The following is a 15,813-nucleotide window of genomic DNA, read 5'->3' on the forward strand; positions in this document are numbered from 1 at the left end:
GTTATTTTTTATCCCTATTACTAAAGTATTACTAGAGTTGAGTTTCGATAGCTGCTACATAGGCGCGAACACCGGCTGGCACTAGGTGCACGCCATCAGGAGCGAAGTACTCGGTGCGGCCTTGAGATATCTGATCCCAAGGAATTACTGAGATATTTGGATAGTTAGTTGCGACTTCGCTAATCAAAGCGTTATTACCCTCTTTCCAAGGCCGTGGAACTGCTGTATTTACAACAATCGCTTTTGGTGCAGATTTAACAGTTTCAAAGATCTCGACTACTTGATCACGGGTTAGCGCATTGTTATTACCAAGATTGAAGATAACAGTGGAGTTTAAAACCTTTGGACCATCAACCTTCATCACATCAAGTAGCTCGGCGGCTTGGCGACCAACCCGCGCATTAATAAGCGCAATTGGGTACTTATCTTCGATCTCAGATCTAATTCCTAGAATTACCGAATCTCCTGTTACCCATAGGCCAGGTTCAGAGCTATCTACGACCGCCGTGATTGGTTTACTGGCATCTTTAAGTAGCTGCGCTAAATCTTTATTCTTATTGTCAATTTCGACTAAAGCGTTAACAGAGACAGTTGCAGAGAGAAGCAGGATCAATGATGAGATCAACCAAACACCAATTTTCTGCCTTTTGCGCACATATGGAGTGCGGTACTTCATTCCCTTAAACCAATAGGCAACTGCGCCGCTTCTAATGGGTAGTTCGACTAGGCGTAAAGAGATATCGGCTAAGGCGAGTACAACCAAGATGCGCAGGGTAAAGAGCGCCCAATCTTCTCCATCTAGATCAACTTGTGGGCGTGAGATTTGAAAGATTACCCAGTGCCACAAATAGATTGCATATGAGCGCTCACCAATCCAAAGGAGAACGCGATTACGTAAAAGTGGCGCAAAGCGAGATGCCGGGTGCACAATCGAAATCAGAATTGCAGTGCCAAAGATTCCGGCTAATGGAAAAGCGATTCGGTAAAGAGCGGGATTTGATTCATCGATAAGTAAGAAAGTGGCCAAGATTCCTACAAAACCAAAGACACCTATACCGTCGATGAAATCTTGCGCTCTGCGGCTAACTTCAGGACGGAAATTCTGGGGGATCCAACTAACAGCAAGCGCTGCACCTAAGAAGAGGCCGATGCTGTGGGTATCGGTACCAAAGTAGATATGGCTTACCTTTGAAGTATTTGAGGCATCTACTTGGAAAGAAACTAACATCAAAACAATTCCGGAAGTCATCGCAATAACTAGCGCTGCAATGGAAATCAATTTCTTACCGAAGAAGCGCAGTACCAAGAGCAGAATTAACGGCCAGATTAAGTAGAACTGGGCCTCAACTGCCAGCGACCACGTGTGTTGAAGAAGTGGTGGACGTCCACTGCTTTCAAAGTAATCCTGCTCGTTAAAGACGAGCCACCAGTTCATGCCGCCGAAGATCGAGAACGGGGCATCGGTTAAGAATTTCTTCGTTGTATCTGGCGCCCACAATCCAACGACAACTGAGGTCACAATCAACATAAATAGAAGTGGTGGAAGCAATCGGCGAATTCGCGCCATATAAAAATCGCGCAGATCTAAACCACCGCGCTGCTGAATTGAATCAAGAAGTAGGCGAGTAATTACATAACCTGAGATAACAAAGAAGAGATCTACTCCAAGAAATCCACCAGGTATCCATTCGATACCGAGGTGATAGAGCATTACCGCAATTACTGCGACAGCGCGCAGACCATCAATTGCAGGGATGTACTGGATACCGCGTTTGGTAGCCATATTAATTACCGACGCTTGGCAGGTTTTTTCTTGGCAGCGCTCTTTTTAGGTGCAGACTTCTTAGCCGGTGCAGCAAGTGCTGGCTTGGTTCGCTGACTAATTACCTTCTTTGGACCAGTATCAATCACCGAGTTATCTGCATTTAAATTTTCATTTACGCTCTTATGAAGATTGGCAAGTCTTTCAAATGCTGAATCTAAGCGAGTACGGCTCTGTGCGATCGCTTGTTCTGCTGAAACTAAGGATTGGGTCTGAATTTTGTAGAGGCGCTCTGCTTCAGCGATAACGCCACTTAACCATTGGCGATATTCAGCGACTTCACCAGTAGCTTCTGTAATGATCCGCTCACCTTCGCGACGCGCTGCTTGAGCAAGCGCTGCTGCTTCGCGACGCTTCTCGTCAAAGATTCCTTGCGCTTCACGTTCGACTGAAGAAAGTCTTTCTGCCGCTTCTGCTTCTGCCGCAGTGATGTACTTACGTCCACGAGCTTCAGCGCCAGATAAAATTGTGCGCGCTTTAGTTTCGGCGCCTTCGATGGCATCTTTCGCCTGACGAGTTGCTTCAAGAACAACGCGCTCTGAAGATGCATAAGCTTTTGATTCGCGAGCTTGCGCTGACTTGATCATCGACATCGCAGTTTCGGTCGCGAGAATTTCAAACTCTTCCTTACTTAAGGAAGTGATATCGCGACGTGAGCGCAGGTCGTTGAGTTGTGATTCGAGTTCGCGGATGCGCTCTACCGAACTTGGAGTAGCGCTTTCACTCTCTTTAAATCCAACCCAATTAAGGAACGAGTTTTTCTCAGCCATGTGCCTAGATTAGGGCAAAGGGTGGAAAGTTTAAAAGTGGGGTGATTTAGTCGCGGTATATCGCGAAGGAGACGGCGAGGTACTGCGAGACCCATGCGGCAAGCACGAAAATATGGAAAAGCTCGTGGAAACCAAAGTATTTTGCGGTTCGCCCCGGGCGCTTTAGCGCATAGAAGATCGCTCCAATTGAATAGAGCAATCCGCCAATGATTATGGGAAGCAGAACCCAGAGGCCACCTTCTTTATATAGCTGCGGCGTATAGATGATGGCAACCCAGCCCAGAAGAAGATAGTTGGCGACGTATAACCAACGGGGCGCGCCAACCCAGAAGATGCGCAGTGCAACGCCCAATAGCGCGCCGATCCAGACAACGCTGAGCAAGATTATTTGATCGTTTCCGTGAAGAAGCGTTACCGCAAAGGGCGTGTAAGAACCGGCGATCAACAAATTGATGTTGGCATGATCCCAACGACGCCAAATCTTCTTCTTTGCCGGTGACCAAGGAACGCGATGGTAGATCGCCGAAACGCTAAAGAGCATAATCGCGGTGATTGAATAGAGTGCAACGGCAAATTTAAGCGAGTTCTTACTTAATATGAATAAAACTAGAGAAGCGATAATTACTACAGGGGTCGCAGCCAGGTGAAACCAGCCACGTAACTTTGGTGGGGGTACTGCCGCTAACTTCTCGCGCTCGCTCGCTTCTTTACCCATGTATCAACACTACGCCTTGCGGACGAGTTTTAGGTCTCGCACCGATTTAACGGAGAGCGCGGCAAGAGCTGCGGTCAAAGTTAACGCTCCAGTGATGTAGAGCATTGTGCTAACTCCAAAAAGTTCCGCTAGTGGTCCAGCAGCTGCGATTCCCAGGGGTGATAAACCAAAGGAGCCAAAAGCGTCGTATGCCACAACGCGTGAGTAAGACTCTTCTGGGATATGAGATTGCAGTGAAGTATTCCAAACAACCATAAAGATATCGATCGCGATTCCGGCAAGAAATGCGCAGATCAGCGAAATCCAAAGAGGCGTGCTGAGTGCAAGTGAGAAATCCCAAATTGCGGTCGCTGAAATAATCAACATAGCAAAGAGCAGAGGGCGCCCGAAGTGAACTTTTAGCGAAATCACGCTCCCAATCAGCATTCCAGTTGTGAGCGCCGCGAGGTTAAATGACCAGAATTGCGGACCGTTATCGAACTTCGAGAAGTTCAGAGGTCCCAGAATTTGCAATAAAGATTCGTAGGCCAAGTTGATTATTGCAAAAGCAACTACAACAGTCACAACCCAAGACCGAGAGATAAATTCGCGCCAGCCTGACTTTAAATCTTGGAAAACTGTATTCGCATTTTCGCGAACGATAGTTGGCAGATCGAGATTCCAGACAATAATCCCAGCGATGAAGAAAGAGATGGCATCTACCAAGAGCGCCCAACCAGATCCAAATGCGGTAACTAAAACTCCACCTAAAAGTGCACCCGCCACATAACCAATATTTGTAGTTAGCGCGATTACTGCGTTGCCGTGCTGCAACTTCTCTTTCGGTAAAACCTCTGGAAGTACTCCTGACATTGCTGGCCACCAGAGCGCATTTAAAATTCCAAAGAGCGCGCCCATTAACGCTAAAAGTAAAACACTGGAGCTATTAACAATTAAAGAGATAGCGCTAATTGCTGCAAATGCGCTTCCAATAACATCGGCCCCACCGACAATTCGGTTACGTTTAAAACGATCTCCAACTACTCCGCCAAATAACATCAGGGCGATCATTGGAAACATACGCGCGGCCATCACGATGCTTAGATCTTTTGCTGTCGCACCCGGCAGAGCTAAGACCCCAAAGGCCAGAGCAACTGGCGAGATGCCATTTCCCACATTCGAGATAAAGCGCGAAGCGGCCAAGGCGGTAAAGCCCGGATGGGAGTGAAGGTCTTGTAGCTCGCGGCGCATCTGGCAAGACTAACTGGGAGGGGGCTGGGGAGTAGTTGTTCGGGTGATTGCCCCAGTTAAGGTCCAAATTGAGCGTGATTTTCCGAATTTTCTAGAAAAAACCTCAAAAATACCGCCGAGTATTGATGCAAATCGCTCGCAGCAGGTTCACACTATTACCTACCAGAGTGAGTGGATGTGGTTCCTCGAGGACTTCATCGATTTAGCACTGGCTTCTAGGGCCGAATGGTTCTTGAAGTATTAAGCACCCCATGGAGGCTTATTTACATGTTAACCCTAACCGCAAATCAGTGGAACCTGGTCTATAACGTATTCTCGTTTGGACTTGTTTCAATGCTTGCTTGCACAATTTATACCCTTGTTTCACAGGCTCGCGTACTGCCTAAGTACCGCAACGCTCTCGTTATGTCATCAATGGTTACATTCATTGCTGGCTACCACTACTGGAGAATCTTTAACTCATTCTCAGAATCATCTGAAGGAATGGCAGTTAAGGTTTCTGGAGACCAGGGTGCATTCAATGAGGCATACCGTTATGTTGACTGGCTACTAACTGTTCCTCTACTTCTTGTTGAAGTAATTGCAGTGCTTGCACTTGCAAAGGAAGTTTCAAAGTCACTCATCATGCGTTTGGTTCCAGCATCAGCTGCGATGATCGCACTTGGCTACCCAGGTGAAATCTCAAACGACCAGAACACACAGATCCTTTACGGTGTTCTTTCAACACTTCCATTCCTCTACATCCTCTATGTCTTGTTCGTAGAGCTTGGTAAGTCACTTGATCGCCAGCCAGAAGGCGTTGCAGCAACCGTTGGTCGCTTGCGTCTCCTTCTTATCGCGACATGGGGCGTATACCCAGTTTCATACATTCTTGGTATGGGCGAAGGTATGGCATCAGCAGATCAGTTCGTTGGCGTACAGGTTGGTTACACAATCGCTGACGTTCTAGCTAAGTGCGTATTCGGTCTAACAATCTTGAAGATCGCTCGCATGAAGTCAATGGCTGAAGGCATGAAGGACGATCACTAATCGTCTGTAAATAGTTAAAATTAGAGGGGCGTCGGGAAACCGGCGCCCCTTTAATATTTGTAGGATAGATACATGACAAATGCACCCATCTCAAAGTACGCGCTCAATAATTACCGAATGGCGAGCTATCTACTCTTCGCTATCGGGCTAATTAATTTGCGCTACCAAACAGGTAAAGATGGAGTTTTGGTAAATAGCGCAGCGGTTTTCATTCCGGGATTTATCGCGCTGGCTCTAACCTTTATAAAGGGCGCTCATGGATTTCTGGCAAAGCGCGAAGTAATGGTGGCGCTCGGCGTAATTGGTGGAGTCTTAGTTGCTTGGGCAATCACTAACTAGTCCATAGTTTCCAAGTTATTTACGGAAAGAAATATCGCTCTTCTTCATCGCGGTAATCAATATCCGAATCGCATTTGGTCCCATGCCATGCAAATCCTTTATGGCATCTAGCGAGTATTTTCTTAAATCACTTACCTTGTAAAGACCCTCATCAATTAACGCTCTGCGGGCTGGGGCGGCCAATCCAAGTTCGCGCCAAGCGCCATCAACTGCGGCGTAGGCATCTAAATCAACTTCACTCTTATTTCCAGCAGATCGGTTCTGCGCTTTTTCAGCCTTGCGTTGGGCGGCTGCGCGCATAGCTTCGCCCCGCAGCTTCTTTATCTTTGCTGGAGATTGTTTAGCCATTATGAAAACAAACCCTATACATAATTCTGGTGCGGGAGGCGGGACTTGAACCCGCACGCCGGAGCACAAGTTCCTAAGACTTGCGTGTCTGCCATTTCACCACTCCCGCTGGAGCGTCATGAGAATGTTACAAAAAACTCATGTACTGGAACATAGGTTAGAGGTAAGTTCGCCTTATACAAAATTTCGGGTTTTCGCCCGTACAGCGCGCTCATGCAGCGAAGAAGTGAGGAAGTTACATGTCATTGACTCCAACCCCAGCAGATAAGTTCACCTTCGGACTCTGGACCGTCGGCTGGCAAGCGCGCGATCCATTTGGTGATGCCACGCGTGGTGCGCTCGACCCGGTTCGTACAGTAAATGAACTCGCAGCACGCGGCGCATATGGAGTTACATTCCATGATGATGATTTGATTCCATTCGGAAGCGACGATGCATCTCGTCGTGGACATATCGATCGCTTTAAGAAGGCGCTTGCTGAAACTGGAATGCAAGTTCCAATGGCAACAACCAACCTCTTCTCACATCCAGTATTTAAAGATGGCGCATTTACAAGTAATGATCGCGATATTCGTCGTTACGCACTTCGCAAAGCGATGCGCAATATCGAACTCGCTGTCGAACTCGGTGCGCATACTTATGTTTGCTGGGGCGGACGCGAAGGCGCTGAATCAGATGCAGCAAAGGATGCCTATGTTGCACACGAGCGCATGCGCGAAGCATTTAACGTGCTTAGCCAATATGTTCTAGATAATGGTTACAAGATTAAATTTGCAATCGAACCAAAGCCAAACGAACCACGTGGCGATATCTTCTTGCCAACAATTGGCCACGCACTTGCATTTATCTACACTCTTGATCACCCAGAACTCGTTGGACTTAACCCAGAAGTTGGCCACGAACAAATGGCGGGACTTAACTTCGTTCACGGAATCGCTCAGGCGCTCTGGCAGAAGAAGTTATTCCATATTGATCTAAATGGTCAGCACGGTCCAAAGTTCGATCAAGATTTGGTATTTGGCCATGGCGATCTAAAGTCAGCGTTCTTCCTTGTTGAACTGCTTGAGCGCTACAAGTACGACGGTCCAAAGCACTTTGATTACAAGCCAGGTCGCACCGAAGATGACAAGGGCGTTTGGGATTCTGCGACAGCAAATATGCGCACATATTTAGCGCTAAAAGATCGCGCAACTGCCTATCGCAACGATCCACGCGTTATCGCTGCACAGAAAGATTCCAACATTCCAGGGCTTACTGAAAACACTATGGGCGCTGGTGAAAGTTGGAAGGATCTTTCTAAAGATTCATTCGATGTTGAAGCAGCCGGCGCACGTGGTTATCAGTACGAAGCCCTTAATCAGCTCGCTCTTGAGCACCTAATGGGGTTCGGAAAGTAATTCGCTGCGCAGGGTAACCTTGCCCTGTGAGTTCACATTCGAATCTACTAGCTGCCCAAATTCAGGCAGCGATCTCGCACGCCATTGAGCGTGGAGATTTGATCGGAACCGTTCCTGCCAATATCCCTTTGGAGCGACCAAAGAATCGCGACCACGGTGATTACGCATCTTCTATCGCGCTGCAACTGGCAAAACCTGCCGGAAAGAACCCGCGCGAAGTCGCAGAGTTACTTAAGAAAGATTTAGAAAAGCTACCTGAAGTTTCCTCCGTTGATATTGCAGGTCCTGGCTTTATCAACATCAAATTAAATCGCGCCAGCCAGGCCGATTTAGTGCGCACAATTTTGAGCGCTAAAGAAAGTTATGGAAAAGGCAGCGCGCTTGCGGGCGTAAAGATCAACCTGGAATTTATCTCTGCCAATCCAACTGGCCCACTTCACTTAGGGCACACTCGTTGGGCAGCAGTTGGCGATGCACTTGGTCGCGTTCTAAGCGCTGCAGGAGCAGAAGTAGTTCGCGAATTTTATATAAATGACCGCGGAAATCAGATGGATCTCTTTGGACAATCTGTGCAAGCTGCAGCCCTTGGCCAACCAATTCCCGAAGATGGTTACCAAGGTGAATACATCGCAGATTTAGCTAAGCAAGTTCTGGCTGAGAACCCAGAGATAATTAAATTAGAGGGCGAACCACGCTTTGTTGCATTCCGGGAAGCTGCCTACAAGTTGCAGCTTAAAGATCAGCAACGAGTTCTAGATACCTTTAACACTCATTTCGATGTCTGGTTCTCAGAGCGCAGCTTGCACGATGGTGGAAGCGTCGAACACGGTCTAGATAAGTTACGCGCCCAAGGACATGTCTTTGAATTAGATGGTGCAACCTGGCTGCGAACAACTGACTTTGGCGATGACAAAGATCGGGTACTGCTAAAGGCCAATGGCGATCTAACTTACTTCTCATCAGATACCGCTTATTACATCAATAAGCGCGAACGCGGTTTCGATATCTGTATCTACATGCTCGGCGCAGATCACCACGGCTATATCCATCGCCTTAAGGCAACTGCAGCATGCGCTGGCGATAACCCTGAATACAACATCGATGTCCTGATCGGTCAGTTGGTCAAGATCATGGAAGGCGGAGAGGAAGTAAAACTTTCCAAGCGCGCAGGAACAATTATTACTCTGGAAGAACTTGTTGAAAAAGTTGGCGTTGATGCAGCCCGTTACACGCTGATTCGCTACCCAGTTGATACTCCGATGGTTATGGATCTCGATATCTTGAAGCGCAACACCAATGAAAATCCGGTTTATTACGTGCAGTATGCCCACGCGCGTATTGCTGCTGTTCTGCGCAACGCTGCCGAGTTAAATATCGCAAGCGGTTTAGATAACTTTGATCCCGCACAACTTTCCCATGATCGCGAGAACGAACTTCTTGGGTCGCTCGCCGAATTCCCACGAATCGTGGCAGGTGCTGCCGAACTCCGCGAACCACATCGCATCGCGCGATACCTAGAAGAACTTGCTGGCGTTTATCACGGCTTCTACGCCGATTGCCGTGTCTTGCCGATGGGGGATGAGCCAGCAACTGCGCTACATAGCGCCCGACTTAATTTATGTGCGGCAACTCTGCAAGTACTGAAGAATGGTCTTCTCTTACTTGGCGTGAGCGCGCCGGAGCGGATGTAGCTATGTGGTCGAAGAATATTTCTTTCACAAATGGTGAACTTCACCTATCGGGCATCCCTGCAACAAAGTTGGCGCAAGAATTTGGAACGCCAGCATTCTTTATCGATGAAGATGATTTTCGCACTCGTGCAATGGCTTGGAATAACGCCCTGCGCGATGAGTTTGGTTCGCACGCTGGCACTGTTTATTACGCAGCAAAGGCCTTTATCTCAACTGCTGTGGCCACTTGGGTTAAGGAGTGCGGAATCGGTATCGATGTCTGCACAGGAGGCGAACTAGCGGTTGCACTTGCTGGTGGAATCGATCCGCAGAAGATTGAAGTACATGGAAACAATAAATCGGTTTCAGAGATAGATCGCGCGGTAAGCGTGGGCGTTAAGACAATTGTTATGGATTCAATCCATGAAATTGATCGCGTAGCTACCGTTGCCCGTAGCCATAAGAAAGTACAAGGCGTCATGTTGCGTCTTACTCCAGGTATTCAGGCACATACCCACGAATCAATTTCAACTGCCCATGAAGATGTGAAGTTTGGTTTCTCTATCGCCAGCGGCGCTGCTTGGGCGGCGGTTGAAAAAGTCTTAAGCCACCCAGAACTTGAACTCCGCGGTTTTCATTCTCATATCGGTTCACAAATCTTCGGTACAGACTCCTTCCAACTTGCCGCAGATCGTTTGATCTCGTTGCTAGCAAAGTACCGCGATGTTTACGGCAAAGAACTTCCTGAACTAGATCTCGGTGGCGGATACGGAATTGCATATTTGCCAGGCGATGAAACTCTAGAACCTGGTGAGGTAATGCCAGCGCTGCGCAGTGCGGTTACAGCATCATGTGAAAAACATAAATTGAGTATTCCAATTATCTCTATAGAACCAGGGCGCGCCATTGTTGGCCCAACGACATTTACTTTGTATGAAGTTGGCACAACTAAAGATGTGGTTCTCGAAGATGGCAAAGTCCGTCGTTACATTTCCGTAGATGGTGGAATGAGCGACAATATTCGTCCATCACTTTATGACGCTGAATATCACGCAGTTATTGCCCATCGCGCTTCATCTGCATCTGCAGTTAATTCACGCGTTGTTGGAAAGCATTGCGAAACTGGCGACATCGTTATCCGCGAAATTAATATGCCAAGCGATATCGCACCCGGTGACTTGATAGCGATTCCGGCTACTGGCGCATATGGCCGCAGTATGGCCAGCAATTACAACCATGTGCCGCGCCCACCTGTAGTTGCAGTAATAGATGGAAAAGCCCGCGTAATTGTCCGCCGTGAAAATGAGGAAGATCTGCTCGCACTTGATGTGAAAGAATAGGCAGATGAGCCCAGCAGATAAACCAGTACGTATCGGCATGCTCGGATGTGGCGTGGTCGGAAGTTCTGTCGCGCGCTTGTTGCTAGCCGATACCGCCGAACTATCTACTCGCGCCGGCGTAAAGATGGAACTCTCACGCATCGCAGTTCGCACAATTAAGCCTTACGAAGGAATCAATCCGAGCCTATTTACAACTGATCCATTTTCAATTGTTAACGATCCTGAGATCGATCTAATCATCGAAGTTATGGGCGGAATCGAACCAGCTCGCGAATTAATCATGACTGCGATCGAAAATCGTAAATCTGTTGTTACAGCGAACAAAGCGCTACTTGCTAGCCATGGCGCTGAAATGTTTACCGCCGCATATGCCAAAGGTGAAGATATCTACTATGAAGCATCAGTTGCTGGTGCGATCCCAATTATTCGTCCAATGCGCGATTCACTTGCCGGCGATTTCGTAACTCGTTTAATGGGCATCGTAAACGGCACCACAAATTACATCTTGACCAAGATGCATGAAGATGACCGCGAATTCGCAGATGTTTTGAAAGAAGCGCAAGCACTTGGTTATGCCGAAGCGGATCCAACTGCAGATGTTGAAGGCTTTGATGCCGCAGCAAAGGCCGCGATCTTGTCGGGCCTTGCTTTCCACACTCGCGTAACCGTTGACGATGTTTACCGCGAAGGCATTTCAAAGATCACATTGGAAGATGTGAAGATCGCAAAATCAATGGATCACGTCATTAAGTTGCTGGCTATAGCCGAGCTGACACCTGCTGATGAAATATCAGTTCGCGTTCACCCGGTTATGTTGCATAAGAGCCATCCTCTGGCTTCAGTGCGCGATGCTTACAACGCCGTATTTGTCGAAGCAGAATCTGCTGGATCTTTGATGTTCTACGGTCGTGGCGCAGGTGGCGCCCCAACAGCATCAGCAATCTTGGGAGATGTGGTTGCAGTTGCTCGCCACATCGCACTTAACTCAGTTGGCCAGCGCGAAACAGATTACGCAGACCGCGATATCGCACCTATCGAATCAACTAAAACTAAGTTCTTAATCCGCCTAGAAGTTGCGGATAAAGCAGGTGTTTTGGCTGCAATTGCTACAACTTTCGCCAACCACGGCGTATCGATTCAGACAGTTAACCAAGCAGGACGTAATGACGATGCTGAAGTCACAATCGTTACCCACTTAGCTACTGAAGGCGAACTTAAGGCAACTGTTGAGTCTTTGAAGAAGATGGACGCTGTTCAAAATATTTCAAGTGTTATCCGCGTAGAAGGAGCAACAAGCGCATGAGCCTTTTCAAATCGAAGAAATCTGGCGCACATCAATGGCGTGGAGTAATCGAGGAATACCGCGATCGCTTGCCAGTTTCTGCAAAGACCCCCGTTGTCTCACTACGAGAAGGCGGCACACCACTTATCTACGCGTACTATTTATCTGAACTTCTCGGCAACGATGTCTGGTTAAAGTACGAAGGCATCAACCCAACTGGTTCATTTAAAGATCGCGGCATGACCATGGCTATCTCAAAGGCTGCCGAAGATGGCGCAAAGGCAGTTATCTGCGCATCAACTGGAAATACTTCAGCTAGCGCTGCCGCATATGCAACAAAGGCCGGAATGATCTCTGCAGTACTTATTCCTGCCGGAAAGATTGCAACCGGAAAACTTGCCCAAGCAGTTATCCACGGTGCACAAATTTTGCAGGTTGATGGAAACTTTGATGATTGCTTAACTCTGGCGCGCGATCTCTCTGATAACTATCCAGTTGCACTTGTTAACTCAGTCAATCCATATCGCATTGAAGGACAAAAAACTGCCGCCTTTGAAGTAATCGATATGTTGGGTTACGCGCCAGATATTCACGCACTTCCCGTAGGTAATGCAGGAAATATCACTGCTTACTGGAAGGGCTATAACGAATACCGCAAAGATGGAATCTCAAATTCCTTGCCGCAAATGTACGGCTTCCAAGCTGCTGGTTCTGCACCTCTTGTTAAGGGAAAGCCAGTTCTTAAGCCTGAAACAATCGCTACTGCGATCCGTATCGGCAACCCTGCATCTTGGGATCAAGCAATCGAAGCGCGCGATAAATCAGGCGGCGTAATTGATTCAGTTACAGATAAAGAGATCTTGGCGGCATACGCACTTGTTGCTGGAAAAGAAGGCGTATTTGTTGAGCCTTCATCAGCTGCCGGTATCGCAGGCTTAATTAAATATAAGAAGGCTGGCAAATTACCTAAGGGTAAGAAGATCGTAATTACTGTTACTGGCCACGGACTAAAAGATATTTCTTGGGCGCTGGAAAAGTTTGCAAAGCCAAAGATCGTAAAGGTAAACGCTGTTGCTGCCGCAAAGGCTTTAGGACTTAAGTAAAGCCATGGCTAAACCAACTTTTAAAGCCAATCCAATTCAGGTGCAGGTTCCTGCAACTAGCGCCAACCTGGGTCCGGGATTTGATTCATTTGGTTTAGCGCTCGGCATGCACGATCGCTACGTTGCACAAATTCTTGATGATGCTGGTCTGGATATCGATGTAACCGGTGAAGGCGCCGATGATGTTCCACGCACAGATAAGAACTTACTTGTTAAGGCGATGTATAAAGGTTTTGATTTCCTTGGCGGAAAGCCAAAGGGCGTTGCCGTTCGCGCACTTAATGTAATTCCACATGGTCGCGGCCTTGGTTCTTCTGCAAGTGCAATCGTTGGCGGACTTTCTCTTGCCCGCGCGCTAGTTCTAACTGGCTCTGACAAGATGAGCGATGAGAAGTTGTTACAGATCGCAACAGAGATGGAAGGCCATCCCGATAACGTCGCGGCTGCGCTTTATGGAAACGCAGTTGTGGCTTGGAAGGAAGAGCAACACGGGAAAGAAGTTGCGCAAGCGATTTCTTTAAGCGTTGATACCCGCATTCGTGCGATTGCATTTATTCCGGCAACTGCCGTTGCGACTTCTAAGGCGCGCAAGATGTTGCCAGAAACAATTCCTCATCGCGATGCAACGAGAAATTCTGCAAATTCAGCGCTTTTGGTGCACGCACTTACTTTGCGCCCAGATCTGCTCTACCGCGCAACTGAAGATTTTCTGCATCAGTCATATCGTGCAGAAGCGATGCCAGCATCGTTTGCCTTATTAACTAAGTTACGTGCTGCAGGAGTTGCGGCATTTATCTCTGGCGCAGGCCCAACAGTCCTTGCCTTGCACACTGGCACCGAGGCAGATGTTGCTGAATTAAGTAGAGCTGCAGGTTCGAAATTTGAGGCGAAATCCCTAGAGATTTCGCGTACTGGAGCAACGATCCTCTAAGCCAAGTGAGTTTTGCCGCTCGTAGCCGTATGGTGCTATGGTTATCCCACTTGCTAGTGCCGGAAGTTACGGTGAAAGTCGGCAGGTAATAAATCCAAATCAACAGGCTTTTTGCTGTTACGAACTCAAACTCGTAATCGAAGCCCCAAATGAAAAGATAGAGATGACAGATCAAGATCAGGAAGTAACGCCAGTACGCTCAAATTCACCAGAGCTTGCCGCGATGAGTCTTCCAAAGTTAAAAGAAGTTGCTGCACAGCTCGGTATTGATGGCGCTGCAAAGTTAAAGAAGGATGCGCTCGTAACCGCAATCGCTGATCTACAGGCAGCAAACCGCGAAGCCGCAAAGGCCGAACGCGAAGCCCGCCGTGAAGCGCGCAATGCAAAGAAGAATTCCAATCGTGAAAACGCGAACAACTCATCGAACTCAGCTAACGAGTCAGATGACGATGGCGACGGCGAAGAAAACGTGAACGATAACGGACCACGCGATAACGACCGTGGCTTTGGTGGACGCGACCGCGGTCGTGGCCGTGATCGCAACCGTGGCCGTGATCGCAATCGCGATCGTGGACAACGCGAAGAGCGCGAGCCTGTAATTGGCGAAGATGATGTTCTAGTTCCAGTTGGCGGCCTCGTCGACATCATGGATAACTATTCATTTATCCGCACCGGTGGCTACCTACCTGGTCCAAACGATGTCTATGTTTCACAGCAGCAAGTACGCAAGTACGGACTTCGCAAGGGCGATGTTGTTACAGGCCAAGTACGTCAGGCGCGCGAAGGCGAACAACGCCAGAAGTACAACCCACTTATTACCCTCGAAACAATAAACGGCGTAACTCCTGAGGAAGCGCGCGGTCGCGTTGAATTCGGCAAGTTAGTTCCGCTTTACCCACAAGAGCGTCTGCGTCTTGAGACCGAACCAAACATTCTTACTACTCGCGTTATCGATCTGATTGCGCCGATCGGTAAAGGCCAGCGCGGACTTATCGTTTCGCCTCCAAAGGCCGGTAAGACCATGGTCTTGCAATCAATTGCAAATGCGATCACTACAAATAATCCAGAGTGTCACTTAATGGTTGTTCTAGTTGATGAGCGCCCAGAAGAAGTTACCGATATGCAGCGCTCTGTTAAGGGTGAAGTAATCGCATCAACATTCGATCGTCCAGCCGATGATCACACCACAATTGCAGAGCTCGCTATTGAGCGCGCCAAGCGTTTGGTTGAACTCGGCCACGATGTAGTCGTTCTCCTTGACTCTATTACTCGTCTAGGTCGCGCATACAACATCGCAGCACCTGCATCAGGCCGCATCCTTTCGGGTGGTGTTGATTCAGCTGCTCTATATCCACCAAAGAAGTTCTTCGGTGCCGCACGTAATATCGAAGATGGCGGATCGCTAACAATTCTTGCAACAGCACTTGTCGATACCGGTTCACGTATGGATGAAGTTATCTTCGAAGAGTTCAAGGGCACCGGAAATATGGAGCTCATCCTCGATCGCAAGATGGCCGATAAGCGCATCTTCCCTGCTGTTAACGTTGTTGCATCAGGTACTCGTAAAGAAGAAATTCTTATGGGAACTGAAGAACTCAACATTGTTTGGAAATTGCGTCGCGTGCTGCATGCACTTGAACCACAGGCAGCGCTTGAGCTGTTGCTTGAGAAGATGAAGGGCACTAAGTCCAACGTCGAGTTCTTGATGCAGATCCAGAAGACCACTTCTGGTCCAAACGAGGGCTAATTTCTTAACTTTCACCGCCTGACCGCAAGCCCTTCGCAAGGTCTTCACAAAGTCGGCGCGCACTATCTCCATATCAGCCAAAGCCAAACG

At 48.2% G+C, this 15,813-nt stretch carries 14 protein-coding genes and 1 tRNA gene; 9 read left to right on the plus strand and 6 right to left on the minus strand.

Features of this window, described 5'->3' with window-relative positions; translation table 11 throughout:
* Positions 1-31 precede the first annotated feature (31 nt).
* The 4 genes from A1sIIB60_RS01190 to A1sIIB60_RS01205 are packed head-to-tail and all read right to left on the minus strand — an operon-like array spanning position 32 to position 4,537.
* Positions 32-1,783 carry an acyltransferase family protein gene (locus tag A1sIIB60_RS01190; protein WP_095677081.1) on the minus strand — a complete coding sequence of 584 codons (1,752 nt, stop codon included), beginning with the start codon at positions 1,781-1,783 and terminating at the stop codon, positions 32-34.
* Positions 1,784-1,788: 5 nt separating this feature from the next.
* On the minus strand, positions 1,789-2,592 hold the full coding sequence (locus tag A1sIIB60_RS01195; RefSeq protein WP_095688857.1) for a hypothetical protein: 804 nt from the start codon (positions 2,590-2,592) through the stop codon (positions 1,789-1,791).
* 46 nt (positions 2,593-2,638) lie between these two features.
* Positions 2,639-3,307 carry a PAQR family membrane homeostasis protein TrhA gene (trhA, locus tag A1sIIB60_RS01200; RefSeq protein WP_095688858.1) on the minus strand — a complete coding sequence of 223 codons (669 nt, stop codon included), beginning with the start codon at positions 3,305-3,307 and terminating at the stop codon, positions 2,639-2,641.
* A gap of 9 nt (positions 3,308-3,316) precedes the next feature.
* Positions 3,317-4,537, minus strand: coding sequence for an MFS transporter (locus A1sIIB60_RS01205; protein ID WP_095688859.1), 1,221 nt, complete (start codon positions 4,535-4,537; stop codon positions 3,317-3,319).
* 267 nt (positions 4,538-4,804) lie between these two features.
* Here A1sIIB60_RS01205 and A1sIIB60_RS01215 point away from each other — a divergent pair, with 267 nt between their 5' ends.
* Both A1sIIB60_RS01215 and A1sIIB60_RS01220 read left to right on the plus strand, forming a co-directional pair.
* Entirely contained in the window at positions 4,805-5,566 is a 762-nt protein-coding gene (locus A1sIIB60_RS01215; RefSeq protein WP_095670707.1) for a bacteriorhodopsin-like, read from the plus strand.
* 72 nt (positions 5,567-5,638) lie between these two features.
* Positions 5,639-5,905 (plus strand): hypothetical protein, encoded by a 267-nt coding sequence (locus A1sIIB60_RS01220; protein ID WP_095688861.1) that lies wholly within the window; start codon positions 5,639-5,641, stop codon positions 5,903-5,905.
* 15 nt (positions 5,906-5,920) lie between these two features.
* On the opposite strand, the gene A1sIIB60_RS01225 is transcribed toward A1sIIB60_RS01220, so the two are convergent.
* Both A1sIIB60_RS01225 and A1sIIB60_RS01230 read right to left on the minus strand, forming a co-directional pair.
* Positions 5,921-6,253 (minus strand): helix-hairpin-helix domain-containing protein, encoded by a 333-nt coding sequence (locus tag A1sIIB60_RS01225; RefSeq protein ID WP_095688862.1) that lies wholly within the window; start codon positions 6,251-6,253, stop codon positions 5,921-5,923.
* Between the two features lie 27 nt (positions 6,254-6,280).
* A tRNA-Leu gene (locus A1sIIB60_RS01230) sits at positions 6,281-6,362 on the minus strand.
* 130 nt (positions 6,363-6,492) lie between these two features.
* Here A1sIIB60_RS01230 and xylA point away from each other — a divergent pair.
* The 7 genes from xylA to rho all read left to right on the plus strand — a co-directional run bounded on the left by xylA (position 6,493) and on the right by rho (position 15,723).
* Positions 6,493-7,650, plus strand: a complete 1,158-nt coding sequence (gene xylA, locus A1sIIB60_RS01235) for a xylose isomerase (protein WP_095670710.1) — start codon at positions 6,493-6,495, stop codon at positions 7,648-7,650.
* A 26-nt stretch (positions 7,651-7,676) separates the two neighbouring features.
* Positions 7,677-9,341: an arginine--tRNA ligase gene (gene argS / locus A1sIIB60_RS01240; protein WP_095688863.1), complete on the plus strand. Its 1,665-nt coding sequence runs from the start codon at positions 7,677-7,679 to the stop codon at positions 9,339-9,341.
* 2 nt (positions 9,342-9,343) lie between these two features.
* Positions 9,344-10,660, plus strand: coding sequence for a diaminopimelate decarboxylase (lysA, locus tag A1sIIB60_RS01245; protein ID WP_095688864.1), 1,317 nt, complete (start codon positions 9,344-9,346; stop codon positions 10,658-10,660).
* Positions 10,661-10,664: 4 nt separating this feature from the next.
* Entirely contained in the window at positions 10,665-11,963 is a 1,299-nt protein-coding gene (locus A1sIIB60_RS01250) for a homoserine dehydrogenase (protein ID WP_095688865.1), read from the plus strand.
* Entirely contained in the window at positions 11,960-13,045 is a 1,086-nt protein-coding gene (gene thrC / locus A1sIIB60_RS01255) for a threonine synthase (protein WP_095688866.1), read from the plus strand. The genes A1sIIB60_RS01250 and thrC overlap by 4 nt, the downstream gene beginning before the upstream one ends.
* A gap of 4 nt (positions 13,046-13,049) precedes the next feature.
* Positions 13,050-13,976: a homoserine kinase gene (gene thrB / locus A1sIIB60_RS01260; protein ID WP_095677089.1), complete on the plus strand. Its 927-nt coding sequence runs from the start codon at positions 13,050-13,052 to the stop codon at positions 13,974-13,976.
* A 163-nt stretch (positions 13,977-14,139) separates the two neighbouring features.
* Positions 14,140-15,723, plus strand: a complete 1,584-nt coding sequence (rho, locus tag A1sIIB60_RS01265) for a transcription termination factor Rho (RefSeq protein WP_095677829.1) — start codon at positions 14,140-14,142, stop codon at positions 15,721-15,723.
* The last annotated feature ends 90 nt before the right edge of the window (positions 15,724-15,813 follow it).

Source organism: Candidatus Planktophila lacus (genome assembly GCF_002288385.1).
Taxonomy (GTDB): Bacteria; Actinomycetota; Actinomycetes; order Nanopelagicales; family Nanopelagicaceae; genus Planktophila; species Planktophila lacus_D.

Bases quoted from the DNA above. Each gene is read 5' to 3' on its own strand.
- thrC (WP_095688866.1), top strand. From the start codon at position 11,960: ATGAGCCTTTTCAAATCGAAGAAATCTGGCGCACATCAATGGCGTGGA.
- A1sIIB60_RS01225 (WP_095688862.1), bottom strand. From the start codon at position 6,253: ATGGCTAAACAATCTCCAGCAAAGATAAAGAAGCTGCGGGGCGAAGCT.
- A1sIIB60_RS01220 (WP_095688861.1), top strand. From the start codon at position 5,639: ATGACAAATGCACCCATCTCAAAGTACGCGCTCAATAATTACCGAATG.
- A1sIIB60_RS01215 (WP_095670707.1), top strand. From the start codon at position 4,805: ATGTTAACCCTAACCGCAAATCAGTGGAACCTGGTCTATAACGTATTC.
- xylA (WP_095670710.1), top strand. From the start codon at position 6,493: ATGTCATTGACTCCAACCCCAGCAGATAAGTTCACCTTCGGACTCTGG.
- lysA (WP_095688864.1), top strand. From the start codon at position 9,344: ATGTGGTCGAAGAATATTTCTTTCACAAATGGTGAACTTCACCTATCG.
- rho (WP_095677829.1), top strand. From the start codon at position 14,140: ATGACAGATCAAGATCAGGAAGTAACGCCAGTACGCTCAAATTCACCA.
- A1sIIB60_RS01250 (WP_095688865.1), top strand. From the start codon at position 10,665: ATGAGCCCAGCAGATAAACCAGTACGTATCGGCATGCTCGGATGTGGC.
- trhA (WP_095688858.1), bottom strand. From the start codon at position 3,307: ATGGGTAAAGAAGCGAGCGAGCGCGAGAAGTTAGCGGCAGTACCCCCA.
- A1sIIB60_RS01205 (WP_095688859.1), bottom strand. From the start codon at position 4,537: ATGCGCCGCGAGCTACAAGACCTTCACTCCCATCCGGGCTTTACCGCC.
- A1sIIB60_RS01195 (WP_095688857.1), bottom strand. From the start codon at position 2,592: ATGGCTGAGAAAAACTCGTTCCTTAATTGGGTTGGATTTAAAGAGAGT.
- thrB (WP_095677089.1), top strand. From the start codon at position 13,050: ATGGCTAAACCAACTTTTAAAGCCAATCCAATTCAGGTGCAGGTTCCT.
- A1sIIB60_RS01190 (WP_095677081.1), bottom strand. From the start codon at position 1,783: ATGGCTACCAAACGCGGTATCCAGTACATCCCTGCAATTGATGGTCTG.